At 42.8% G+C, this 26,031-nt stretch carries 21 protein-coding genes, 1 pseudogene and 3 riboswitches; of the genes and pseudogenes, 18 read left to right on the forward strand and 4 right to left on the reverse strand.

The window, feature by feature from the left end; all coding sequences use genetic code 11:
- Positions 1-163: 163 nt before the first annotated feature.
- Positions 164-451: a zinc ribbon domain-containing protein gene (locus UQ64_RS28795; RefSeq protein ID WP_060626869.1), complete on the reverse strand. Its 288-nt coding sequence runs from the start codon at positions 449-451 to the stop codon at positions 164-166.
- A 96-nt stretch (positions 452-547) separates the two neighbouring features.
- A complete protein-coding gene (locus UQ64_RS28800; RefSeq protein ID WP_060626870.1) occupies positions 548-1,492 on the reverse strand; it encodes a helix-turn-helix transcriptional regulator in 945 nt (314 codons plus the stop codon).
- Positions 1,493-1,709: 217 nt separating this feature from the next.
- Between UQ64_RS28800 and UQ64_RS28805 the strand changes: the two genes are divergently transcribed.
- Positions 1,710-1,949, forward strand: coding sequence for a hypothetical protein (locus UQ64_RS28805; protein ID WP_060626871.1), 240 nt, complete (start codon positions 1,710-1,712; stop codon positions 1,947-1,949).
- A gap of 24 nt (positions 1,950-1,973) precedes the next feature.
- On the opposite strand, the gene UQ64_RS28810 is transcribed toward UQ64_RS28805, so the two are convergent.
- Positions 1,974-2,642, reverse strand: a complete 669-nt coding sequence (locus tag UQ64_RS28810) for a DedA family protein (protein WP_060626872.1) — start codon at positions 2,640-2,642, stop codon at positions 1,974-1,976.
- Between the two features lie 107 nt (positions 2,643-2,749).
- Between UQ64_RS28810 and UQ64_RS28815 the strand changes: the two genes are divergently transcribed.
- The 7 genes from UQ64_RS28815 (at position 2,750) to UQ64_RS28845 (ending at position 12,926) form a co-directional block, all read left to right on the forward strand.
- Positions 2,750-4,162, forward strand: coding sequence for a polysaccharide deacetylase family protein (locus UQ64_RS28815; RefSeq protein WP_060626873.1), 1,413 nt, complete (start codon positions 2,750-2,752; stop codon positions 4,160-4,162).
- Between the two features lie 57 nt (positions 4,163-4,219).
- Positions 4,220-5,650 (forward strand): DUF58 domain-containing protein, encoded by a 1,431-nt coding sequence (locus UQ64_RS28820; RefSeq protein WP_082651371.1) that lies wholly within the window; start codon positions 4,220-4,222, stop codon positions 5,648-5,650.
- A complete protein-coding gene (locus tag UQ64_RS28825) occupies positions 5,619-7,970 on the forward strand; it encodes a DUF4129 domain-containing transglutaminase family protein (protein WP_060626875.1) in 2,352 nt (783 codons plus the stop codon). Before UQ64_RS28820 ends, UQ64_RS28825 begins: the two co-directional genes overlap by 32 nt.
- Positions 7,971-8,130: 160 nt before the next feature.
- Positions 8,131-9,669, forward strand: coding sequence for a glutamine-hydrolyzing GMP synthase (gene guaA, locus UQ64_RS28830; RefSeq protein ID WP_060626876.1), 1,539 nt, complete (start codon positions 8,131-8,133; stop codon positions 9,667-9,669).
- 240 nt (positions 9,670-9,909) lie between these two features.
- Positions 9,910-10,626 carry a purine-nucleoside phosphorylase gene (deoD, locus tag UQ64_RS28835; protein WP_060626877.1) on the forward strand — a complete coding sequence of 239 codons (717 nt, stop codon included), beginning with the start codon at positions 9,910-9,912 and terminating at the stop codon, positions 10,624-10,626.
- A 250-nt stretch (positions 10,627-10,876) separates the two neighbouring features.
- Positions 10,877-12,055: a phosphopentomutase gene (gene deoB / locus UQ64_RS28840; protein ID WP_060626878.1), complete on the forward strand. Its 1,179-nt coding sequence runs from the start codon at positions 10,877-10,879 to the stop codon at positions 12,053-12,055.
- A gap of 127 nt (positions 12,056-12,182) precedes the next feature.
- On the forward strand, positions 12,183-12,926 hold the full coding sequence (locus tag UQ64_RS28845; RefSeq protein WP_060626879.1) for a GntR family transcriptional regulator: 744 nt from the start codon (positions 12,183-12,185) through the stop codon (positions 12,924-12,926).
- Positions 12,927-13,128: 202 nt separating this feature from the next.
- Here UQ64_RS28845 and UQ64_RS32470 read toward each other — a convergent pair.
- Positions 13,129-13,228 (reverse strand): annotated as a pseudogene (locus tag UQ64_RS32470) (helix-turn-helix domain-containing protein); the annotation flags it as partial.
- 232 nt (positions 13,229-13,460) lie between these two features.
- Between UQ64_RS32470 and UQ64_RS28850 the strand changes: the two are divergent.
- From UQ64_RS28850 to UQ64_RS28895, 10 genes are all read left to right on the forward strand, one after another.
- Positions 13,461-14,189, forward strand: a complete 729-nt coding sequence (locus UQ64_RS28850; RefSeq protein ID WP_060626880.1) for a CPBP family intramembrane glutamic endopeptidase — start codon at positions 13,461-13,463, stop codon at positions 14,187-14,189.
- 168 nt (positions 14,190-14,357) lie between these two features.
- Complete coding sequence (locus UQ64_RS28855) at positions 14,358-14,822, forward strand: hypothetical protein (protein WP_060626881.1); 465 nt, start codon at positions 14,358-14,360, stop codon at positions 14,820-14,822.
- 186 nt (positions 14,823-15,008) lie between these two features.
- Positions 15,009-15,108: riboswitch (purine riboswitch) on the forward strand.
- A gap of 122 nt (positions 15,109-15,230) precedes the next feature.
- A complete protein-coding gene (locus UQ64_RS28860) occupies positions 15,231-16,631 on the forward strand; it encodes an NCS2 family permease (protein ID WP_060626882.1) in 1,401 nt (466 codons plus the stop codon).
- A gap of 157 nt (positions 16,632-16,788) precedes the next feature.
- Positions 16,789-18,375 (forward strand): glycosyltransferase family 39 protein, encoded by a 1,587-nt coding sequence (locus tag UQ64_RS28865; protein WP_060626883.1) that lies wholly within the window; start codon positions 16,789-16,791, stop codon positions 18,373-18,375.
- A gap of 51 nt (positions 18,376-18,426) precedes the next feature.
- Entirely contained in the window at positions 18,427-20,481 is a 2,055-nt protein-coding gene (locus UQ64_RS32475) for a glycosyltransferase 87 family protein (protein ID WP_060626884.1), read from the forward strand.
- Positions 20,471-22,249 (forward strand): phospholipid carrier-dependent glycosyltransferase, encoded by a 1,779-nt coding sequence (locus UQ64_RS32480; protein ID WP_060626885.1) that lies wholly within the window; start codon positions 20,471-20,473, stop codon positions 22,247-22,249. Before UQ64_RS32475 ends, UQ64_RS32480 begins: the two co-directional genes overlap by 11 nt.
- 103 nt (positions 22,250-22,352) lie before the next feature.
- On the forward strand, positions 22,353-23,333 hold the full coding sequence (locus UQ64_RS28880; protein WP_082651372.1) for a glycosyltransferase family 2 protein: 981 nt from the start codon (positions 22,353-22,355) through the stop codon (positions 23,331-23,333).
- Positions 23,323-23,727 carry a GtrA family protein gene (locus UQ64_RS28885; RefSeq protein ID WP_060626886.1) on the forward strand — a complete coding sequence of 135 codons (405 nt, stop codon included), beginning with the start codon at positions 23,323-23,325 and terminating at the stop codon, positions 23,725-23,727. Before UQ64_RS28880 ends, UQ64_RS28885 begins: the two co-directional genes overlap by 11 nt.
- Positions 23,728-23,761: 34 nt before the next feature.
- Positions 23,762-24,412 carry a class D sortase gene (locus UQ64_RS28890; protein WP_060626887.1) on the forward strand — a complete coding sequence of 217 codons (651 nt, stop codon included), beginning with the start codon at positions 23,762-23,764 and terminating at the stop codon, positions 24,410-24,412.
- 124 nt (positions 24,413-24,536) lie between these two features.
- Positions 24,537-24,617, forward strand: a riboswitch (cyclic di-GMP riboswitch).
- 108 nt (positions 24,618-24,725) lie between these two features.
- A riboswitch (cyclic di-GMP riboswitch) is annotated at positions 24,726-24,806 on the forward strand.
- A gap of 13 nt (positions 24,807-24,819) precedes the next feature.
- Positions 24,820-25,629, forward strand: coding sequence for a transglutaminase-like domain-containing protein (locus UQ64_RS28895; protein WP_082651373.1), 810 nt, complete (start codon positions 24,820-24,822; stop codon positions 25,627-25,629).
- The last annotated feature ends 402 nt before the right edge of the window (positions 25,630-26,031 follow it).

The following is a 26,031-nucleotide window of genomic DNA, read 5'->3' on the forward strand; positions in this document are numbered from 1 at the left end:
CCTATAAAAAGCGGACCAAGAATTCACTTGGTCCGCTTTTTTGTATATTTAACGTATCCTTATAGTCCATTGCGTTCTTTCTGCAAGTAAATGGGCGTCCACGAACCATAAAGGTTCCTTCGGACGCTCCTTTTTGTGCATCAGTGCGTTGAAGGAGCGCTGGTCACGCTCTCCATCGTTTCAGATGAGGCAGCTGTTCGGCGAGTAATTTACGGGCGACAGCCTCGTCCATTCCTTCTTGAACCAGGTAGCCTGTACAAATGTCAGACATTTCTTGTATCGTAATGTCAGGCTGTTTGAATGCTCCATCTTCGTAGCAGTATACACAATAATCCTCGATTTTTTGGCCTTCCTTGTCCGTTCCAAGCAAATCTTCCGTAGGCATAGGCATCCCACAACTTTGGCAAAATTTCGGCTGACCTTGCACTTGTCCTACATGCTCTTGTTCCATATACAGCACTCCTTTAAATGTACGCGAAGCTTATGAGCACTCGCTTTAAGTACATTATAGAACTATGAATCTGACGACATACCGTCAGGTTTAAAGTTAGGTTGTATACTTTTTGGCAACCCCAAGAGCCAACTCTTTGAGCTTATGACGAATATGTTCCGGCTCTAGCACTTCTAAAGACGTTCCGAAGCTGAGCAAGAAACCATAGAGCCATCCGTCCTCGGGATAATGGATGGACACGTTATATCCACCATGTCCGTCTGGCTGAAGCTCAGTGGAGTCAAAGCGATCTTCCGCAAGATGTCTGCCTTCAGCTGTGAAGTGCAGAAGGATTGGCGACACTACTGAGGCTGAAGTCACTCGCTGATAATCAGTGCTCCAGGGCAGCTCATGCATGTCCCTATCCTCTCTTATGAATTCCACGTTTTCTTTAACGAGTCCTTTCATACGATGCAGCTTGAATAATCTGAAGTCCTGGCGTTGCAGACAGTAGCCATACAAGTACCATGCTTGTCCTTTTAAGACTAAAGTATAGGGCTCGATAGAACGCTGACTGGATTGCCCGTCGGCATTGACATAATCAAAGGCCACCGTCCTGTTTTCTTCCAGCGCCTCTTTTAAAGTTGCAATCTTCTCTTCTAGGATAGGCTGAAGCCCCCAAGGAGAGAAATCGATGATAAGCTGGGTCGTTTTGCTTCGGAAAGCGGCGGTCTGTGAGGGCGGGATTACGCTACTGATCTTCTCCATGAGCAGAGTATGTTCAGTTCCGCCATAAGAGGAGACGCTTTGCAGCGCGGAGAAAATATCAGCCAGCTCGCGGTCGGTCAATACATTGCGGTCTAACCGGTAGCCTTCCATAAGGCCTATGCCACCACCCGATCCCTGATAGGTGACAATAGGAATTCCAGCGCCATTAATACTTTCAATATCACGGTAAATCGTACGCACGGACACTTCGAACATATCGGCGAGCTCTTTCGCCTGAATGAGACGCCGGTTCATTAGTAGAATGACGATAGAGAGCAATCGATCAATTTTCAAAAGATAGAGCCCTCCTTTCGGAAAATTTCGTTATGTAATGATGTACTACATCTTAGCAAATTCTTGAAAATAAAGCATTGTCATAAAATAATGATTCGACTAATATCTAATTAGATATTCATACAAATAGATAAAATGAGGTTTACAATGATGGGTAAATATACAGTACAGGAATTTCAAGCGGGATATCTGTGCGTAGGGGCTTTTTATACAGCGCTTGGGATCGGGCTTAGTCTCTTTTTTTGCCGGACGATATGTAACAAAAGGACTGCTGAGTGTTGCGATTGGTGGGCTCATGATCGAAGGATTACTGCTGATGGGCATCAGTATTAGCAATCATTTTGCGATCGCTTTTATGTTATATATTTTGTTATCTTTCGCCGGAGGGACGGGGAATGCTTGTCTGGGGGAGCAGGATTTTCTGGAATTGCTATACTGCTGGCAGGGTATGCGCTGATACGCAGTAAGAAGAGCGGTGAATTCACCGCTCCTTGGAAGTTTTTTTAATCTGAGCCTGAATCCGAGTGGCAGCTTTGCTAGGGAATAGGCGGGCACGGATGTTTTTGCGGTAACGGTAAATGATCACAAGAGCTGCTATTACTGCACCACCAGAGATAATCCAAAGCGCATATGACTCGAACAAATGGAAGATGCCCATCCACTGTGGACCAAACACCTTCCCAATGCTAAGAAACAGCACTACCCAAAATACCGCTCCACTATAAGCGTATAGGGCGAATTTACGGAAGGGAAGCGCGATAATACCAGCAAAATAGCCAGTAAAGTGACGTACCCCTGGAATAAAATAACCGATAAAAATAAGAAAGCTGCCGTATTTCTCAAACCATTTCTGTGTTTTCTCTAGCTTAGTAGGCGAGAATAGAAACCATTTTCCATATCGCTGGATAAAGGGCATACCGGCTTTTAATCCGACAAAGTAGGTGAGGGTCATCCCAACTGTGGTGCCTGCAAAAGCAACTACAATTAGCGTAAAAAAATCAAGCCTCCCGGTATAGGAAAGGAAACCGGCAAACGCCATAGTGGTCTCTCCGGGAAAGGGTAAGGCAATGAACTCGAGAAGTAATCCAAAGAATAATACGCTATATCCATATTTGGTGAACAATTCTTGTATAAAGCTCAGCATTTCCATATGATTGTCACTCTCCAAGAGGCAGTTGCCTTATTCTATTTTACAGCTTGTCTTCATACAATCTACCAAATGGCTTTTAAGCCAATAGAATGCTGGAGGTAGAGAAGATGAAGGGTAATAAATGCGCACACAGCCGCCGAAAGTTGATAAGCGGATTGCTCGTTATGGTTGTAGTATTCATCGTAATGCTCGGATGGAGTCTAGGGGGAAATTTGAATTCTTGGGAGCTCCGATCCTTGCAGCCCGCTAGCGCGGAGTCTGTATCTGTTAAGAATAAACTTACCGTAGCGGCGATGCAAGATTTTCCATCTGCTGTAGAACCATTCGCTTCTACATCTCTGGAAGTTTACTCCTCTTCAAGCGCGGCCCTTACTGTGCCTCAACTCCCTCAAGCTAATGGGGTAGAGAAAATATCCAAGGTTTCGACAACGAGTTCTGCAATTACAGCTGCAAAAAAATCTAAAAAAACAGTCTATATTACATTTGACGACGGACCCAGCGAAAACACCTTCAAAGTTCTTGAAATTTTACATCAGGAAGGTGTGAAGGCAACCTTTTTTGTCCTGGGTAATCAAGCTAAAAGCCATCCTGAGCTCATCGATACCATATGGGAACAAGGCCATGCTATTGGCAATCATACCTATAATCATAATTACCATGATTTATATAGTGGATTCAAGGAATTTTGGAATCAAATTAAACAGACAGAAGAAATTGTTCAGGGGATTACAGGGGTTCGTCCGCAGCTTATCCGCGCCCCAGGTGGAACCTATGATCATTTTGATCATACCTACTTTAATTTATTGAAGCAAGCAGGTTATAGGGTGATGGATTGGACGGTGGATAGCGGCGATTCTAAACGGAAAGGCGTGCCAGCCTCAGAAATTTTGAAGGAATCCACAATGGATATGAAGTCTTCCCAGGTTATTTTGCTGCTGCATGATGGAGGCGGTCATCAAGAGAGCGTCAAAGCGCTGCCGGACATTATTGCACGCTATAAGGCGGCTGGATATGACTTTGGCCTATTGGATGAAACGGTGGAACCTGTACAATTTAGAGTCTCTTCAAAAGCCACGAATTTGGAGCGGAAAAAGCCTTCAGATGCTTGGGTCACCTCGAATATCATACCGAATGCGGGGCTATTTGGGCCTGGAAAGCCACTGGTTCTGGAGGTTGGGAAGCTGGAGACGAAGCTGAATCCCGGGGAATATTCTGTGCGAAATGGACAGTATATGGTTCCGCTTCGTGCTGTAATTGAACGGCTTGGAGGGCGAGTTAGCTGGGATGTGAATAGTCGAAGTGGAGAAATAGATTGGAACGGAAAAGCGATCATTGCCGATGTAATGAACAAACAATTGGTTCTAAACCATCCTGATATAAGTCAGAAGATAATCGATGCGAGGGTAGAAATGATTGGTGGATCGATCTGGGTATCGCTACGAGAACTATTGGAGGCATCAGGTCATCCTCCGCTTAATATAAGCGTTACTGAAGTAGAGCGCCGAGTAAAAACATTCTGAAAAAGAGCTGAGGCTGTCTAGTAAAAAGAAAAAACAAATGTCTGGGCACCCTTTTTCATGGGAAGAATAGATAGTAATAAGTTCCTGAGCTGGGAACAAGTCTATGACCAAAGGATGGGTGTCCCATTGTCCTCTTCATCACTAATTGATCAACTGAAGAAAGATGCCGGAAGTGTCAAAAGCTTCTCTTATCCGCGTAGCCGAAGTGCTCTGATGGAATGGTTAAGGATGCTAACTGTGGCTGGAATTATAGGTGCTTTATATGCTTGGCGAGGGGGCCCGTCTTTGCTGTTTCTCCTGATTGTTGTTGGAGTGATTATGCTTGGTGGATTAATGCTTCAGCTCTCTGGTCCGCGGACGATTAAGCTAGTTCGTACAATTACTCCTGCAAGACCGATGGCTGGAAATACACTTCATGTGAAGGTACAGCTGAGCTTCTCTTCTCGGTTGCCTCTCCCTTGGATGACCATTGCCGATTATTGGGGCGATAGCCATCATCAAAAGCTGCTATTTCCTGGATTCAAACGTTCTTTTTCATACACATACACGATTGAAAATTTATCTCGCGGCAATCATCATCTGCTGGGCTGTAGAGTAACTTGGGGGGATTTTCCGGGTTGGTTCACAGGGAGATCTGAACCGGGTGGAGGACAGAGTTTTAAGGTGCTGCCAGCCCCTTTATACTTTGGTGGAGCTGTACCAGATAGCGGTTTTATGCCGGGAGACACCTTGTATTCTAGACGGGGAAGAAGCATCAGTGATGAGGCTTTGGAATCCAGGGATTATGAGCCAGGAGATCCACTTAGCCGAATTCATTGGAAGAATAGTGCACGAACGGGAGCGCTGCAGAGCAAAGTTCCAGAGAGGGAAAAGGCAAGAATGACCTGTATCGTGCTCTCTAATGACCCGCTCGGCTACGAGGTTCCTACAGATGCCCTTAAACCTCGTGGAAGCCGGGACGATTCGCCTCCAGCATTTGAGAAAGCGGTGTCGACAGCGATGGGGCTGATGCTTTCCGCTGAGCGTTCAGGTGCTTATGTTCAGTTGTTCAGCGGCGGTTGGCCAGAAGGTATGGCTAGACATGAAGGGCTGGGCAAAATCCCAGGGAGAGTGCTGGACATTCTTACTGGAATTTCCCTGGATGGCACTAGAAACCTGTCACTGCTGCTTGATGATGCTTCCCGAGGCTGGATTCCGGGGATGACAGTAGCCATTATTACGGGACGACTAGAAGAGGAATCTGCCAAGGTTATCGCCAAGTTCTTGATGCAAGGTGTAAAGGTGGAGCTTTATTACGCCTGGGACCAATCAGCACCGAAGCCAGGGGAGGCTAAGGTACTGGAGAATCGTCAGCCTGGGAGGGGAACTGTCGGAGACAGTTTGGCTCGTCTCGGAGCACGAATGTATTGTCTGGATGATGCATTACCAGCATTCAGATTCAGGGAGGTAGAGTTCCATGAATCATCCGGAAAACCAACGCTACGGTAAGGGAGCACCGGGTGATACAGAACTGGCTATGAATGGCTTTCAGTTCAATTTGGGGCAAATGGAGAACAGTCATGCCGGTAAGCAGAGAAAAGTGCCTCTGTACTATCGTTTGCTGTTCTCTTTGGCCATTATGGGGCTATTTATTGAATGGTTACTCCCTTTATATAGGTCTGTTTTATTAGATGATACCTCCAAGATGCTACAAGTTCTAATGGTATTGGCGGTAGTATTGCTGTTATGGGGAATATTTCAGATTCCGGGATGGCTGCTGCTAACTATCCAATGTACTATTATTATTTCAGCGTGGTTTTACTTATGCAGTGGAGGCGAAGGGGTAGGGTGGCTAGGGATTTATGCGGACGAAATCCCGAATGATCTCATCCGGCTTCTCTCTGGACATGTCTCTCAGTTAAGTGAGATCAGCAGGCTTTTGATATTGATTGTAGGCTGGGGGCTATTGGTATCCTCAGTACAGCAGCTTGCACTCTTCCGAGGGAGTACAGTGCTATTCACAGCAGTTACAATCATTTACTTGCTGGTCTTGGATATGGGCTTTGATGTCAATACCACAATGGATATTGTAATATCAATGGGTCTTATCTTTTGGATGCACGCGATGAGTGGTCTCCTGCGCCTTCGAGAACGTGAGGGGGTTACTACACTGCCTTATGCGCGTTGGGGAGGGCTGACTTTGGCGGTAGCCATTGTTGTGATGACAACAGCATGGTTCGGTGGGCAAATGTTGGGGGCAAGACCAACCAGCGAGCTTGCACTGCAATCGACATTTCAGAAGCTGCAGACTTGGGCTTCAGGGCATTTGCCAGAAGATAAGGCGTCTAATTCTTCAGGAACAACAGGGTATAGTTCGAATGACGGTGAACTCGGTGCCCCGTTATCCCGCAATACTGAACCTGTCTTTACGGCCATTACTAGCGAGCGTACTTACTGGCGAGGGGAGAGCATTGCTTATTATGATGGTCGCCGATGGATCAGGGGTGGGGAAGAGTTTATACGACTTAATCTGTCTAGCATTCCAAAGAATCTTTCATCGACGCTAAGCAGTGAAGCGAGGAAACGGACACTACAACAGCGGATACAATTTGCTACCCCTTCTTCTGGAGGAATTCCTTTATTCAATGCGGGAATAATAACGGATGTTGAGTCGGTCGGACTCTTGGGCGGTAGTAAACTGGGATATGTTCTGGCTAACATGGACAGAGAGAGTTTTCGGCTGCCTGATTCGATAGGCTCTGCACGAATCACAGAATATACAGTGGAGTCCGTACTTCCTGAGAGTGATCCAGTGTTGCTTCGTGGTTTAAGTAGTAGCGATCCGCAGGAAATTAAAGGCAAGTATTTGCAATTGCCAGATTTGTTACCCGTACGAGTGAGAAATTTGGCGGAGAAGCTTACAGCTTCTTCTGGTAACCGCTATGACTCCGTAACAGCCATTAAGGATTACTTACAACATGGATATCCCTATACGTTGAATACTACGGTTCCGCCAGCCGGATCTGATTTTGTGGATCACTTTTTATTTGAGACGAAACAGGGCTACTGTGTACATTTTGCAACAGCTATGACCGTACTGCTTCGCAGTGCAGGAATTCCTGCTCGTTATGTCCAAGGCTTTGGGCCAGGGACCTTGCAGGATGACACAATGCCGGCGAAGTATTTAGTCACTCAGGGCGATGCCCATGCTTGGGTGGAGGTCTATTTCGCCGGCGCTGGTTGGGTCCCATTTGACCCAACGCCTGGCCCCGCCCTTACCGCAGGCTTCGCTGCGCCGGCGCTGCCTGCGGCAGCCTCGCTCGCACCGCAAGCTTCGCGAAGCGCGGGCCTTCCCGCCCTGCCGCTGGCGGGCGGGGCCTCCGCAGCGCCGCTCGCTGCCGCGGCGCTGCTTCCCGCCGCCGCTTGGCGCTGGCGGCGTAGCCTGGCTCTGCTGCTGGCAGCGCGCAGCGCCAGCAGCATGAGCCGCGAGAGGCAGCTACGTGCTGCCTCTCTAGCTTGGCACGGGCTGGCGGAGCGGTATGGACCGCCGCCGCCCGGTGTTACTGGCAGGGAGTATGTGGACTCCCTGCAGATTTACGATGCCGGACTAAGCGAAGCCGTCCGGCAGTTCGTACGCCAGTGGGAGACCCTGGCGTACGCGCCTTCAGCTTTCGTCGCGGCCAATCCCGCGAACGAAATGTCTGCTAAGTCTGCAATTCCTGCAATATCTGCAGCGCCAGCATCTCCCGCAGAGATCAGTGAGTTTACTACTCGTGATGCGGCTATGTTTATACGTGGTTGCCTGATTATCACCTTCCGGTTAACTTAATCGGTCAGAACAGCTGTTGCCGCTATACAATTCCTTCCATGGAAAGGAATGTTCTTCATGAAGTTTAACTCTCTCCTATTATGAGAAGTGTGTTCTCCTTTCCTTGACGATGAGAATTAACCATGAGTATAATGAATCCAATAATCAAGGGAGGCTCGTAATGAATAAGCCAAATGAAATTATCGTCGTTCTCGATTTCGGGGGACAATACAACCAACTTATCGCGCGCAGAATTCGGGACCTGGGAGTATACAGCGAACTTATGCCGTACAATACGCCAGTAGACAAGATTAAAGCACTTGCTCCTAAAGGGATTGTCTTCTCTGGTGGTCCTAGCAGTGTATATGCTGAAGATGCTCCACATGTAGATCCAGCGATCTATGATTTAGGAGTACCGATCTTCGGTATTTGCTATGGTATGCAATTAATGGCTCACCAGCTTGACGGTAAAGTGGAACGCTCCGCTAAACGTGAATATGGTAAAGCTGACATTGACTTTGAAGAAGGTACTATACTAGTGGCTGGGCTTGAGGGCCGCCAGACAGTATGGATGAGCCATGGTGACCATGTGGTTGAACTTCCAACTGGATTCAAGCTGAATGCAGGAACTGAAAGTGCTCCTATCGCTGCAATGAGCAATGATGAGCGTAAGTTGTTCGCGGTTCAATTCCACCCAGAAGTGCGTCACTCTGTACGTGGTAATGAAATGATCTCGAACTTCTTGTATCAAATTTGTGGTTGCGACGGCAAATGGACGATGGAATCGTTTATTGATGAAGCCATTCAAGATATTCGTAACCAAGTTGGAGACAAAAAAGTGCTCTGCGCACTTAGCGGTGGCGTGGATTCTTCCGTAGTTGCAATGCTTATTCACCGTGCAATCGGTGATCAATTGACTTGTATGTTTATTGATCACGGTCTTCTTCGTAAAGGTGAAGCAGAAAGCGTAATGGAAACCTTCGTAGGTAAATTCGATATTCATGTCGTGAAAATCGATGCTCGGGAGCGTTTCATGAGCAAGCTTGCAGGTGTTGAAGATCCTGAACAAAAACGTAAAATCATCGGTAACGAGTTTATCTACTGCTTCGACGAAGAGTCAGCTAAGCTCGGAGATTTCGCATTCCTTGCACAAGGCACACTGTATACGGATATCGTTGAGAGCGGAACAGCTACGGCACAAACGATTAAATCTCACCACAATGTAGGCGGTCTGCCAGAAGATATGAAATTCAGCTTGATCGAGCCGCTAAACACCTTGTTTAAGGATGAGGTTCGTAAACTAGGTGAAGAACTGGGAATGCCACGTGCTATCGTTTGGCGTCAACCTTTCCCTGGTCCAGGTCTTGCTATCCGTGTCTTGGGTGAAGTAACAGAGGACAAGCTTACTATCGTTCGCGACTCTGACTACATTCTGCAAGAGGAAATTGCTAAAGCGGGATTAGACCGTGAAATTTGGCAATACTTCACTGCCCTGCCTAACATGAAGAGTGTTGGTGTTATGGGAGATGCTCGTACTTATTCCTACACAGTAGGTGTGCGCGCAGTAACTTCCATCGACGGCATGACGGCTGACTGGGCGCGTATCCCATGGGATGTGCTTGAGAAGATCTCCGTACGTATTGTCAACGAAGTTGAGAACGTAAACCGCGTAGTATATGACATTACTTCGAAACCACCAGCAACAATCGAGTGGGAATAGGTTCGGTGCAACTATAGATTTCAAAAAAACTCTCTTTTATTTGCGTTATCTAGCAAATAAAAGAGAGTTTTTTTATTTCTCAAGTAAAGGGTTGTGCTGGAGGCGCCATTCTTCACAAATCTTTCATGAATGTGTTTCATTGAAAGGGCTTGCATCCCTCGAAAAGTTATGATAAATTGTACTTGTCTAAAAAATAGACAAGACAAACAAGTACATTTTCTACTAAAGGAGCCAATCAAAATGATAACTACTAGCAAAGAGACACCTCATATTAAACCGAACGGAGTAGAGATCGCTGAATCGATTCTGTTACCTGGAGATCCTTTAAGAGCTAAGTTTATTGCAGAAACCTTTTTAGAAGATTATCAGTGCTTTAACGAGGTAAGAGGAATGTTAGGATATACCGGTACTTACAAAGGAAAGAAAATCTCTGTAATGGGTACGGGAATGGGTCCAGCGAGCATGGGGATTTATTCTTGGGAATTAATCAATGTATTTGGAGTTAAGAATTTAATCAGAATTGGTACCTGTGGTGCAATGCAAGAAAACATTGAGCTATACGATGTGATTTTTGGTATGGGAGCTGCAACGGATTCCAATTATGGTCATCAATATAATTTACCTGGACAATATCCGCTAACGGCTTCTTTTGAGCTTTTGGAGAAAGCTAAGAAAATAGCGGACGATAAAGGACAAAAGGTTCATATTGGTAATATTTTATCCAGTGAAATATTTTATAATGCGGATCAGGCATCTAATAAAAAGTGGCAAGATGTAGGGATTTTGGGCGTTGAAATGGAATCTGTAGCCCTCTATTGGAACGCTATCCAAGCACGTGTAAATGCGCTATGCATTCTAACAGTGAGTGATCATCTTATTACAGGAGCAAAGACCACTTCGGAGGAACGCCAAACTGCATTTACTAAAATGATGGAGATCGCATTAGAGTTAGCGTAAATGCCCTCCTTCTATGTGAAACTGATGTCAACGATATCATTCACCTTTATTCTGCCTTATTAATCGATAAGAAAGATTTACAATTCGGATTTTTACGTTTTGTAACAGAGGACCAGGCGGCATTGAATTACAGTAGTATCGTTATCGTTTTTGCAGCCATTGCAGGAATAGCTATTATTTAATTTGGGCTTTTATTGGGTCGGAAATCAAAGGGGCATAATCAAATTACTAGATAAAGGATGAGAGTAGGATGAAGAAATTTAAACGTGTACATTTGATTGTCATGGATTCAGTAGGCATTGGAGAAGGAAAAGATGCAGATCAATTCAACGATGTTGGATCTCATACCCTATTACACATTGCAGAACATATGAACGGATTAAATCTGCCCAACCTGGCCAAATTGGGTCTGTCCAATATTGAAGAAATCTTAGGTGTTCCGAAAGCTGAGAAACCACTTGCTTATTATACTAAATTACAGGAACAATCAGTCGGGAAAGATACAATGACAGGTCATTGGGAGATCATGGGTTTAAATATTGATCAACCCTTTAATGTGTACCCAAATGGATTCCCCGACGAATTAATTAAACAGATCGAGGATATAACTGGCCGAAAAGTAGTAGCGAATAAGCCTGCAAGTGGAACAGCTATTCTTGATGAATATGGCGAGCATCAAATGAAGACAGGGGATCTGATCGTGTATACCTCTGCTGACCCGGTTCTGCAAATTGCAGCTCATGAAGAAATCATCCCATTAGAAGAGCTATATGAGATTTGTGAAAAGGTTCGGGAAATCACCAAAGACCCTGCCTATTTAATTGGTCGTATTATTGCGAGACCTTATCTAGGCCAACCCGGGAAATTTACGAGAACCTCCAATCGTCATGACTATGCCTTAAAACCATTTCATAAAACCGTCATGAATAGCTTGCAAGACGGAGGTTATGATGTAATTGCCATTGGTAAAATCAATGATATTTTCGATGGTGAGGGAGTTACAGAATCCATTCGTACAAAAGACAATATGGATGGTATGGATAAGCTGCTTGATGTAATAAAGAAAGATTTTACTGGAATGAGCTTTTTGAATTTAGTTGATTTCGATGCTTTATACGGTCATCGTCGTGATCCAGAAGGTTATGGAAGGGCATTAGAGGCATTCGATAAGCGATTAGATGAAGTATTGGACTCCATCCGCGAAGATGATTTATTAATGATTACGGCTGACCATGGAAATGATCCAACCTTCCCTGGTACAGACCATACGCGTGAGTTTATTCCTGTTTTAGTCTATTCCAAGCAATTAAAGGACAGTGGCGCATTACCAGAAAATGATACCTTTGCTGATATTGGTGCGACTATAGCAGATAACTTTGATGTTGATATGCCAGACAACGGTGAGTCTTTCTTGCAATTTCTTAAATAATTGATATCACATAAAAACCTCCAAAATCTTTGTTGGAGGTTTTTACATTGTGATTGAAGCAGAGAATGACATTCCTTGTCGCTTGAAAAATGATGTGTCATAATGGGGAGAAAAGGACATCAGATGAATGAACACACATAAACTAGATAAATTGAAACGGCCGCTTTATATCAATGTATATGATGAGCTTCTTCTCCAGATTAACAAAGGAGAATACCTCGTAGGTAGTCAGCTTCCTTCAGAACCGGATTTAGCCAAAAAACTCGGGGTTAGTCGCGCAACTTTACGGCAAGCTTTAGTTCTTTTGCAAGATGATGGATTAGTAAGAAATGTTCGTGGTAAGGGGAACTTTGTACTTGAATCTTCTTATAAACAAGAGGACATACAATTAGAAAAACTGAGCAACCCCATGAATAAATGTCATATAAGCTCTTTTGATCAAGTAGATCTACATTATCGTCTAGACCCGCAAACGGAACATACCAAACAAGTATTAAAAAGGGATTCATCTACTGTCGTAGCTTTAGAGCGTTTGTATAGAACGGAAGGTGAGCTACACGCTTACGCTTTTACTTTTATGTCCATGCAAACGGTAGAAAGGTTATCCTTAGATCTTGATAATAAAGAGAGAATACTGGATTTTCTAGAGAACCAGGCTTATGTAGATGCTAACCATGGGAATATTGAAATAAAATACACGCATACCGTTAACTTAGCTGACCGGAAAGATAAATTAATGGGGCAGAACGAGTGTTTTTTACTACTAGAAACCCTATACGACATAGCAGAGCCAGATTATCCGTTAATGTATAATAAATTTTATATCCCACAGCAGTTCTCGAATATAAAATTAAATATAACTAAAAGCTAACGTTGTCTTTGATCGTACTTCGAAACCACCTGCGACGATTGGGTGGAAATAGAAAAAAAGTCGAAAGCCCTAGTAGTTTAGGGTTTTCGACTTTTTTTATTTCTATAAGCGCCAACTAACTACAAAATCTTAAATATAGGACTTTCACTAAAATCTAATTTAAAACCTGCGATAATAAAGACTCTAATGATTTTGCTTGGTAGGGTTCGTCCTTTTTCAAATTCAATTGCATATGACTTCGAGATGATGTTTGAATAAACTTCCTTTTGACTTAATCCCTTATTTGTCCGTATGTATCGAATAACCTCACCCTATGTCTGCAATTTGTTCGCCTGCCTCTATGCGTTTATTTTCCTAATGTTGTAACTGGAATGAATAGTTAATAAATCGAATCCGTTGGGAATTTTTTCGAAGGGAAGTCCTATATATAAGACCTTTATCGAAATGAGACATAATAGCAATTATGATGTAATTACTTTAGATGGATTAAGGAAAGCATAAGTTTTATATTTCCTTGGAAGGATTTGATTGATTATGAACAAAAGTGATTTTTTTAGATTTGAGCGTAAAAACGATGATTTCCCGTTCTACAGTGAATTACAATCTCCCAGTCTAAATTTAAAGAGTAGCCTTATTCTTCTAATTGCTGTTGCTGTTGGCTTCGCTCTTTTTCTTATTGGTTTTGGAGGTCCAGTCCAACCATTTATGAATGTGATTTTCCCATTAGCAGCAGTAATCTTTGTTGCACGGAGTCAATGGACATCTTTGTTCAGAAAATTAGTTGCTAAAGATATTCTTTTAATTCTTGGGACGTATATTGTGAATCTTATTGTGACACTTGCTGCTGGTAGCATTATTTCGAAATTGTTTGATGTGAGCGCTAATCCAGTGGGTGAAGGATTCAATGGTAATTTTGCCGATGCAATTCCCACATTCTTAAAAATGATCCCGATGCTGTTTGGTGAAGAATTAATAACAATCCTTCCATTCTTGGTCATTCTAGCATTTGGAGTGAAAAAGCTTAAACTGAGTAGAAAATCTGCGATAATCTTAGCATGGGTAGTAGCATCCATTATATTTGGCGCATACCATTTACCAACGTATAATTGGAACATTATCCAAGCCATTGTTGGTATTGGTATTGCACGAGTCGTGTTGCTTTATCCATACCTTAAGACTAAAAATATATGGACATCGTTTATAGTGCATGTGATGAATGACTGGACAATTTTTGGTCTGACCTTTTGGGCATCCACTCGTTAATTTAATCCTGTAAGATTTTTAAAGACAGACTTACTTCCAATCAACTGCAACTCCTTATAGAATAGGGGCTGCAGTTTTTTTGTGTTCATGAAAATGTGATAGACGCAATATAGCTGTTCTAGATAAATGTGATAAAATGGGAAAAATCTATCGTAGGGAGAAATTAGTATGGGATTTTCACTTCTCGGAACACTAATGGCATTAATCATCCTTGCCCCTAGTTTATTGATGATTAAGTTTCCACCTGAAAATGTTCCTGCTGATGTGCGAGATGCTGGACCAGTCTACACTATTTTGGAGAGATTGGGGCAATTGGGTTGTATAAGCGTACTTGTGATCTCAAAGAATAACTTTCAACAGGTGGAATTTGGCATTATAGCTGCCTTAATCGTTTTGTCTATCGTTGTTTATTATGGTCTATGGGTTCGATATATCGTAAAGGGGCGGCAATATAACTTATTATGGGACCCTTTAGGATTTATCCCAATTCCGATGGCAGTTCTTCCTGTATGCGCATTCGGATTGGCAGCGATTCTAGGGAAATCCATTTGGCTGAGTATCGCAGTCGTGTGTTTAGCGATAGGACATTCAACTAATTCTTGGCATAGTTATAAGTACACTAAAGATCAATAACTAGAATTATAGTGAAATATCCCATAAAAATAGTGAGCGGATAGTTAATAAGCTGCACAAATAGAAGGGGGTTGTGGGTGGATAAAAGAATGAAAATGTATTATTTACGAACAATGGAAAAAATAAAGTCGAAAATGTTCGCTTTTTGTCATTGACAACTCATATGATATCCACCTAAAATGATAAAGCACAACAACATAATTCTTTCGTATATTTCCGGGAATTGGCCTGGAAGTTTCTACGAGGTCACCGTAATGACCTGGCTACGATTAAGAAGAGCAGAGCAATCCGCATTGTCCTAGATTTAGGGCTATGGTCCTGGGTGCTACTCTTTTTTTCGAGCCGGTGTCTATCAGATACCGGCTTTTTGTTGCTGTCAGACACAACATACCTTAGGGGGAGAACAATTTGAATCGGTTTTTCAAGTTGAAAGAGAACGGCACTACAGTACGTACAGAGATCATGGCGGGCTTGACCACGTTCATGGCAATGGCTTACATCTTGTCGGTTAATCCGAGTACTTTAACAGCATTTGGCCGTATTGATATGGGCTGGTATTCTGTATTTCTGGCGACTGCGCTGGCAGCAGGTATTTTCACCATCGCAATGGGCGTGTTCATAAACTTTCCGGTGGCATTGGCACCTGGTATGGGACTTAATGCATATTTCGCTTCCGTAATTCTATCTTCCGCCACTTCAGAGCATCCATTCACTTGGCAAATGGGTCTGACAGCCGTATTTATTTCCGGTTTGATCTTTATCTTGCTGACTGTAACTCGAGTGCGGCAGATCTTGCTAACCGCAATTCCTGATAGTTTGAAGCATGCGATTACAGTAGGAATCGGGATGTTCATTACGATCCTTGGTCTTAAAAACAGTGGACTTATGACGATTGGTGTTGAAGCTGGTAAAGACATTCCTGCTAACACTTTCACAGATGTCCTTTCCTTTGAAACTATCATTCACATGGGTAGCCTAGAGAATTCCAATGTACAACTGGTAATTATCGGACTTCTTCTAATCTCCGTCCTGATGGTGCTGAATGTTAAAGGCGCAATTTTGTTCGGTATCTTGGGAACAACTGTCGCTGGTATGTTGATGGGCGTAGTTGATTTCAGCGCATTATCCAGTCCGGCAACGCCTTGGGTTCCTGACTTCACACAATTGAACTTCTTCCAATTTGACTGGGATGGTATCCTGCACACAGGTATTGTTTCAGCGATTGCAACTTTCACATTTGTAGAGTTGTTTGATACATTTGGTACGCTAGTAGGTACGGCTCAACGCGCAGGTATTATGGATAACCCTGAAGAAGGTAATAGACGTGTAGGTAATGCAATGTTTGTCGATGCAGTTGCTGTAGCAGGTGGTGCTGCACTGGGTACTTCGACTACTACTGCTTTTGTAGAAAGCGCGGCAGGTGTTGCTGAAGGTGGACGTACAGGTCTTACAGCTGTAACAACGGGCGTATGTTTCTTGCTTGCATTGTTCCTTGCTCCAGTGGTTGCTCTTATTCCTGGATCTGCCACAGCTGCAGCATTGATCGTCGTAGGTGTGCTGATGGCACAATCGATCCGTCAAATCGATTTTCAAGATATGGTTGTTGCGATTCCAGCGTTCCTAACGCTTGTTATCATGCCTTTCACTTATAATATTGCTAACGGTATTTCCTTTGGTATCGTAACTTATGTAATTCTTGCTTCTGTAGCTAACCTTGCGGGTAAGAAGAAATACGATATTCACTGGATGATGTGGGTACTTGCGATCCTAATTGTTCTCCGTTATGTATTCCTTGGTAGTGAGGGCTAACATATATATAGTATTTCTGAAATTCATCTCGGGCTCCTTCATTAATGAAGGGGCCGTTTTTTTATATATCCTTGCTAACCTAACGTCTGGAGTAGTCTTTGCTCATGCCTTTTCATCATTTAAGATATAGATTATATTGTTGAAGAGGTGATACATATTGGCTGGCAGATTAAATGGAGCATATTTATATATTAAAAAAAATCCATGGCCACTCTTGTTATTCTTGTTAGGAGCGGTAATTCGTATTCTTTACGTTGGTTCAATACCCCCAGGCTTAAATCAGGACGAGGCTTCTATAGGTTATGACGCTTATTCAATTCTTCATTATGGGATAGACCGGAATGGTGTTCATCTTCCGATCCATTTGATTGCTTGGGGAAGTGGGCAGAATGCCCTTTACGCATACTTATCAATGCCCTTTATATGGTTGTTTGGATTAACACCGATGTCTGTGAGGGCTGTCAGCCTAATTATGGGTCTACTGGGTATGATCGTATTCTATCTTATTTCCAGAGAGTTATTTACTTCCAGAACTGCTGGTATTGCAGCGATGTTCTTTATCGCTATTAATCCATGGCATATTATGATGTCTAGATGGGCGCTAGAGTCTAATTTATTTCCCACTTTGATCCTGCTCTCCGTTTATTTTTTATTAAAAACACTTAAAACCCCTAGGTGGTCCTATGCATTTACAATTCTATTAGCTCTCTCGCTTTATGCTTATGGAACGGCATACTTTTTTGTTCCGGTGTTTGCTTTAACTACTGCGATTCTTCTATTCTATATAAGAGTCTTGAAGCTTCGGACGATTCTATGGAACGGAATATTGTTTATAATTATAGCTCTGCCTATATTTCTATTTGTGATGATTAATCGCTTGAAGCTGCAGAGTATAGAAACTCCATTGTTCACGATTCCTAAATTGACTACACCGCGTATGGAGCAGGTCTCGTCCGTATTTAGCGGAGACTTATTTCATACCGCAGTAGGTCATTTTCAAGAATTTATTAAGCTTATGATTAGTGGGAATGATGGACTGCTATGGAATTCGATCTCGCCTTACGGATATGCTTATCCGATTGCGCTTCCTTTTGTTCTTATTGGACTTGTTGTAATGCTAAGGGCAATACCCAAACGTGACCATGAAGGACGGGGGCAGGCTATCATTCTGCTCTGGTTATTAATTTCAGTGCTGATGGCTTGCGTGACGAATGTGAATATTAACCGCATTAACGTTATTTTTTACCCAATCATTCTACTACTTGTTGCAGGATTTATGTGGGTAACGCAGAGAATTAAAGGGCTTGGGGTTGTTTCTATAGCAGGCTTCAGTTTGTGCTTCGTGTTATTTTGCAACGCCTATTTTAATGAGTTTCCAGACAGGGTCGGACCTGCCTTCTATAATTCTATCGGCGTGGCTATACAGTATGCATCGGAAGAGAGTGAAGGAAAGGTTTATATTACAGATAAGGTTAATATGCCCTATATTTATGCACTTTTTTATGAGAAAATCAATCCGAATGATTTCTTGGTAACGGTCAAGTATACTAATCCGGGAGCTGCCTTTCAGAAGGTATATACTTTTGGAAGATATGTGTTCGTGTTAGGGAGTCCAACGATAGTTCCAGGGGAGAATGCTGCATATATTTATTGGAACGGTGATACTATTCCTGCTCTGAGTGAGAACTACAAGATTAATAGATTTGCAAATTATACGGTAGTGATCACGGGCGGCGATTTATAAAGCGGCAAAGTATGGACTAAGATGAATATATGACGAGGTGAGGTTGGAACGATGATCAAGAGTACACGTACGGCCGTTATGACTGTATTGATGCTGTTATTGTTTTTGCTTCCTGTAACAAGCATTTATGCAGATGGGAATCTATTGCAGAACCCTGGTTTTGAGGAGGGGGGAGAGGATGCTCCTTCTAACTGGACTAAGGATATGTGGATTTCAGGAGACAACGCTGGTATACTTTCAATCCAATCGGACGAGGTTCACTCCGGTAGTAAAGCAGCAGTCATAGAGAATATTGAACCCAATCACTTGAAATGGGTGCAGACGATTAAGGCGACGCCAGACAGCTATTATAAAATCTCTGGATGGATCAAAGTAGTAAGTACCGCAGGCGAGGGAATGGGCGCCAATATACTTGCCGTTGGAGTAGGTGGGGGTTATCCTAGCGTAACCGATACGGCGGGGGAGTGGCAGTATCTTGAATACATGGGCCAGACAGGACCTAAGCAGAAAGAATTCGGCATAGGTGCAAGTTTGGGAGGCTATTCAAGCTTGATTCAAGGTAAGGCTTATTTTGATGACTTGTCTGTAGAAAAATTAGACGCCGCTCCCGAAGGGGCCAACGTCATTTCGCTGGATAGTGCGGCAGTTAGTCAGGATGCTGGTGATAAAAAAGCGGACACACCCCATAAAGTGTCTCCAACCAAGATGCTGCTGATCTCAGCGCTTTTCAGTGTATTTTTTGCAGTGCTTTATACCAAGGCATTCCGCAGTGAGAAGCTTATGAAGCAACCAGAGAATGTCTATTCCAAATGGCTAAGCATTGCCATCGGAATTGCTTTTATCCTAAGGGTCTGGATTGGTCTGACTGCTCAAGGCTATCAGAACGACATGAATACCTTTATAGCTTGGGGCCAGCGTATGGTTGATTTAGGTCCAGGTAAGTTTTATGAAGAAGGGTATTTTGCTGATTATCCGCCTGGTTATTTGTACATTTTGTACATGCTTAGTCTTATTCGCGGTGTATTTGGCTTTGCGCATGGTTCGGGCGGAGAGAATCTGCTGTTCAAACTACCAGCGATTATTTCTGATTTGGTACTGGGTTACTTCATATATCAAATGTCCCGCAAAAAACTCGGCTCAGGAATCGCTTTTGGCTTAACGCTATTATTTCTGTTTAATCCGGCGGTGCTTGTTAATTCAGCAGCTTGGGGACAAGCGGATTCGTTCTTTTTGATTTTCCTGTTGCTCAGTATTCATGGCGCTGCGAACAAAAAGTTTGTTCAATCCGCGATTTTGTTTGCATTAGCAACTTTAATTAAACCACAAGCGTTAATATTCACACCGGTATTGTTGTTTGCTTTCTATCATCACCGTGCTTGGAAGCAGCTTGGATTCGGAGCCTTGTATGGATTAGGAATATTCGGATTGCTCGCGGCACCATTTTTCTGGAATAACGGTGGTTTGGTTGGGCTAATTAATCTGTATAAGAGTACTTTATCTTCCTATCCTTATTCTTCTGTGAATGCATTTAATCTATATGCACTGACTGATCCGATGTGGTCATCCCTTGATCTAACTTGGTTAGGTATTACTTACCGTGTATGGGGCTTCATATTTATTTTAGTGGCAGTAGCCGTAGCAGCGTTTTATTCATTTAAAAGGGATCGCTTGGATTTATCGAAATCCTACTTTATCGGTATGGCGCTCATTGTAGTAGTCTTTGTGCTTGGAACCAAAATGCATGAACGCTATATGTTCCCTGCTGTTATTCTCTGTATGTTCACTTATATAGCAAGCCGGGATCGTAGGTTCTTATCCCTATTCCTTGGATTCAGTTTAACGCAGTATATCAATGTAGCTTATACGTTGACCCATCTAAATGCAGGTATAAATCCAGGTGCAGATGGAATCGTTTTGGTCACTTCTATAGCTAACCTGTCATTATTGCTATACATGCTCTACATCGGTTACGACGTGTATGTTCGTGGAGGAGTAAAGCCTCTTCCAGCACCCCCAACACCTGAAGAAAAATTTGATGAAGACCTTAAAATTATCGAGCAAATAAGACCGCACCAGAAGGGAGGGAGATTGAGCGATGAAGTTTAAGCGTATAGATTGGATATGTATACTTGCCATTACTGCCGTTTACGCAGCGATTGCTTTATATAACTTAGGTTCTACTAAATCTCCAGAGACCTTGTGGGAGCCAGCAGCTAGCGGTGAAAGCTTCTATGTAGATCTAGGACAGAGTAAACAATTGGAACGAGTGAATATCTTCGGTGGCGTAGGTACCGGTAAGTTTAAGCTCGAATTCAGTGGAACTCCTGATGTCTGGAGCAATCCCCTAGATGTAAATGAGGACGTTGGGAATGTATTTATCTGGAAAAGCCAACCTCTGAACGTCGCAGCAAGATACGTGAAGTTTACAGTCACATCGCCAGGGTTCACTTTAAATGAAATGGCCTTTTATGAGCAGGGAGGCGAAAGAGTAGCTCTTCCTATAGCCGGTGTTACACCGGATGCTAATGCAGTCGCTAAAAGAGGAGAGCCTGCCAATCTTTTTGACGAGCAGTCACTCATCCCAGAGTATTCTAACTTTATGAATAGTACTTATTTTGACGAGATTTACCATGCACGGACAGCTTATGAATATACACATGGGATCGTGCCTTATGAGAATACGCATCCACCGCTCGGAAAACTGTTAATCGCAGTAGGGATGGAACTGTTCGGAGTCAATCCATTCGGCTGGCGTATTATCGGAACATTGTTCGGGATAGCGATGCTGCCTCTCATTTATGTGATGGCACTGCGTCTATTTAAAAAGAGTAAATACGCAGCACTTGCCGCTGGATTGTTCGCACTAGATTTCATGCATTTCACACAAACAAGAATCTCTACGATCGATGTATACGGAGTATTCTTCATCATGCTGATGTTTTATTTCATGCAGCGGTATTACACTATGAATTTCTTCAAGCAGCCCTTAAGGAAAACCTTGATTCCTTTATTCTGGTCGGGGTTATTCTTCGGGATTGGTGTCGCCTCCAAGTGGATTGTTCTGTACGGAGGAGCTGGGCTGGCAATTATGCTAGCTATCTCGCTCTTCGAGCGTTACAGAGAATACCAAGCATCAGGACGGTTGCTCGCGGAAGGGAAGATCAAAGACAAGGAACTGCTAGGCACTTGTCGCGAAGCTGTAAATTCGTTCTGGAAGAATACAATCATTACTTTAGCTACTTGTGTTGGATTCTTCGTAATCATACCTGTCATTATTTATAGTTTATCTTTTGTTCCGGGTTTATCTGCATCCGCAGAGGGCTTTACTATTAAAGGCTTGATTGATTCCCAAAAGAACATGTACAACTATCACAGTCAGCTAGTAGCTACACATCCTTTTGCGTCTTCCTGGTGGCAATGGCCGTTTATGAAGAGACCTGTCTGGTTCTTCAGTGGCAGTGAGGGATTGCCGCAAGGTCAGGTCAGCAGTATAGTGACTATGGGGAATCCGCTTATCTGGTGGACGGGTATTTTTGCAATGCTGGCAACGCTGTGGATTACGCTGAAACGCAAAGATAAGAACCTCTATATGATCTGGATCGCCTTTTTCTCACAATATGTTCCGTGGATGCTTGTCCCAAGAGAAACCTTTATCTACCATTATTTTGCTATGGTGCCTTTTATGATTCTTGGTATTGTATATATAATGAAGTTGCTGGATAGTAAATATCCTGGGGCTCGTTATGTTAGTTATGTATATGTGGCTGTTGCTTTACTGCTCTTTATCGCATTCTACCCAGTCTTATCAGGGATGCAGGTCAGCGGAGATTATGTGAAGGATATGCTGCGTTGGTTCCCGTCTTGGGTTTTCTAAGATTTTGTTTGAAAATTATCTATAACAATAAGTTTATGCTTACAGCGTTATTATGAAGAATAGGAAGATGTAACGCTCCATAAAGCTTTTAGGAGGAATTAGGGTGAAAGCCAGATATAGTGTAATTGTACCCATGTTCAATGAGGAGCAAGTAATTAGCGTTACTTATGAACGTTTGAAAAAAGTAATGGACGAATGCGGCGATACTTATGAGCTAGTCTTCGTTAATGACGGAAGTCGTGATCGTTCGGTCCAGATGATTCGGGAGATCAGTGATCGGGATGAATGCGTCAAGCTAATTGATTTCTCGCGTAATTTCGGACATCAGGTAGCAATTACAGCTGGCATGGACTATGCCGAAGGTCAAGCGGTTGTTGTTATTGACGCGGACCTTCAAGATCCACCGGAGGTCATTTTGCAAATGATCGAGAAGTGGAAAGAGGGCTATGACGTTGTGTATGCGAAGCGGCTGAAGCGACGTGGAGAAACGATGTTCAAAAAGGTAACGGCTAAGATCTTTTATCGATTGCTCAGCAGCATGACAAGTGTGGATATTCCTACGGATACAGGCGACTTCCGTCTTATTGATCGTAAGGTATGTGATGTCTTGCGAGGACTCAAGGAAAAAAATCGGTATGTCAGAGGTTTGGTGAGCTGGGTCGGCTTCAAGCAGACGATGGTGGAATATGAGCGGGAAGAACGTTTTGCAGGAGAAACTAAGTATCCTCTTAAGAAAATGATTCGTTTTGCGCTCGATGGGATCACTTCCTTTTCGCATAAGCCACTTAAGATTGCTACATATGTCGGATTCTTTCTTTCCTTCTCTAGCTTTATCTATTTATTCTTCGTATTGTTTCAAAGAATCTTTTTCACCTCATGGACGGTTCCAGGTTGGGCTTCTATTGTCGGTGTCAATTTGCTCTTTAATGGTATCGTTCTGATGCTGCTGGGTGTAATCGGAGAGTATATTGGACGGATTTATGACGAGTCTAAGGATAGACCGCTATATATTGTAAGTGAGACTAAAGGATATCATAACGATGAACTAGTGGATCGCCGGAAGGATTACAAAGATGTCAGATAAGAACTTGCGGACTGCATTCATACAGTTTCTCAAATTTAATGCTGTAGGTCTGGTAAATACCCTTATTGATTTCGTGATTTTTACATTGCTGAACTCACTTGGGATGGTATACGCGTTGGCACAGGTGATTTCTTATAGTGCAGGGACAGCGAACAGCTTTATTTTGAATAAAAAAGTAACCTTCAAGGATCGCAATCGTGGCAATAAAGAGGGTTTTGATAAGGCGCAGTTGCTGAAGTTTATCGTACTGAATCTGGTAGTACTCGGAATATCGCTGTTGCTAATGCATCTGTTGACTGACAAACTAGGCATTCAAGTGTTGATCTCTAAGGTGCTAGTAACGTTTGTGACGGTGATCATTAACTTCTTCGGAAGTCGTAAATGGGTATTCTAAAGTTCAGTAGAACCAATCTACGGAGGTGAAAATCATGCGTAAATTCTCGTATGTGCTCATACTGGCTGGGATCCTTATCATGCTCTATCCAAAAGCTAACGAATGGTATAACGACTGGCAGCAGGATAAGCTATTAGAATCGGCTGAACTGAGCACCATTGAAAGTACTCCACCACCTGATCTGAAGAGCAGATATGCCGAGGTCACTCAGCTACTAGCGGAGGAATCAGCTCTAGATGCACAAGCACAGCCGCAAGAAACAGAAAAGCCGGAACCGGAAATTGAAGTGGGTGGCAAAGTCATCGCATTAATTGAGATCGGTAAGATCGATCTGAAGCTGCCTGTATTAGAAGGGGCTACTAAAGCGAATATGAAGCATGCCGCGGCCCATATGAAAGAAACAACTCCAATAGGAGAAATAGGGAACGCCGCAATAGCTGCACATAGAGCTAGAACTACGGGTAGATTGTTTAACAGATTGAATGAGGTTGTGATTGGGGATACGATTACGGTAAAGACTAGCGATCAGACTTATAATTACGAGGTTTATGATATTTCTGTTGTACTTCCTAGTGATGTGTCTGTTCTAGACGGGAATAACAAAGATAAAATTCTTACCCTAATTACGTGTGACCCACTAGTAGATCCTACACATCGTTTGATTGTTCATGCCAAGCTTTCCTAATCGTTGATGAGAAATAACAAGAGGACTCAAATACAGAGAAATAACTATAAAATAATAGCAAATCTAGCAATTTTGTTCTTGTTTACGAGGATAAATATGGTAGTATAAGACTATAAAAGCTAAACACGATAAACGGCAAACCTATCGAAAGGTAGGGACGCAAAGCTAAAGGGCCTTCCCGTAAGGATGGCAGCCAGCTACCGAATGAAGAGGCTTTTTTTGTTTTTATAAAATATATAAGAATCTTAGATTCATATTTCTACTTGGACTGATTCTGTTAATTTGTCTAGTGAAATTAGAACAGATAGAGCTTATACGATAACGGCAAACCTATCGAAAGGTAGGGACGCAAAGCTAAAGGGCCTTCCCGAAAGGATGGCAGCCAGCTACCGAAAGGGGTTTTATCCGTGAAAAAGGTTTATTTTATGATGGTGGCGCTGTTCGTACTGATTACTGCGGTTCCGGTAAGCACGGCTCAAGCCGCAAGTGTAGATGCGAGCTGGTTGATTACATCGAAAGTGGCTCAAGGTGTTATTGGGATTAACTACGATATTCCGAAAGATAAAAGAATCAAACTCATGATCACTAAAGACAACAGCAGCTATACATATAACTTATATGCTTCTGGACAAGCTGAGGACTTCCCTTTACAACAAGGTAATGGTACTTATAAGGTTTCTGTTCTTGAGAACACAACCGGCAATAAATACAAAGCGTTATATTCCGAAGTCGTAGACGTAACCATGAGTGACTCGAATTCCGTATATTTGGGCTCCGTACAGAATGTGAAATGGAGTTCTTCTGATAAAGCGATCCTTAAGGCAAAAGAGCTTACAAAAGGCAAAACAACAGATGAAGAGAAAGTTAAGGCAATCTATAACTATGTAGTTGCTAATGTACAATACGATTATTCTCTTGCTAATAACGTAACAACAGATTACATTCCGAACATTAACAACACTTTGAATACTAAAAAAGGAATCTGCTATGACTATGCTTCTCTTTTTGCCGCAATGCTGCGTAGTGTAGATGTGCCTGCTAAATTGGTGATGGGGAATACTAGCTATGTTGCGCAATACCATGCATGGAATGAAGTATTGATGGATGGGAAATGGGTTACTATTGATACCACGGTAGATGCATCGGCAGCGAAGAGTAAGAAGAATACGGATTTTATTAAGGCTTCAAGTAAGTATACTGCAGCAAAATACTATTAATTTGCATCGCTAGAATCATAACTCTATTAAATAAACAACCAGCTTAATAATTAAGCTGGTTGTTTATTTTTCTATTAGGGGTTGCTTTTCTATGAATAAATAGGTTATTATAGTTAAGCGTTGTTATACAGCGTACAGGCAATGTTTGAGAGAGTTATATAAACGGCTTTCGAAAAATAAAGCTTGCATTACTGAGAACAACATGATATAGTATAAGAGTTGCTGCTGAGACATTAAACGGCGCCAACGAGAACTTGATCTTTGAAAACTGAACAACGAGTGAGTAGGAAATCACGAGAGTGAAATCCAAAACTGATGAGTTTCACAGCGTATTTTACGCTTTTGAAATTTCATCGTGAGAATTAATTTTCTCGTCAGATGTTTCAAAATGAGCATATCGCT

The sequence above is a fragment of the Paenibacillus etheri genome (genome assembly GCF_001012825.1).
GTDB classification, from domain to species: Bacteria; Bacillota; Bacilli; order Paenibacillales; family Paenibacillaceae; genus Paenibacillus_AQ; species Paenibacillus_AQ etheri.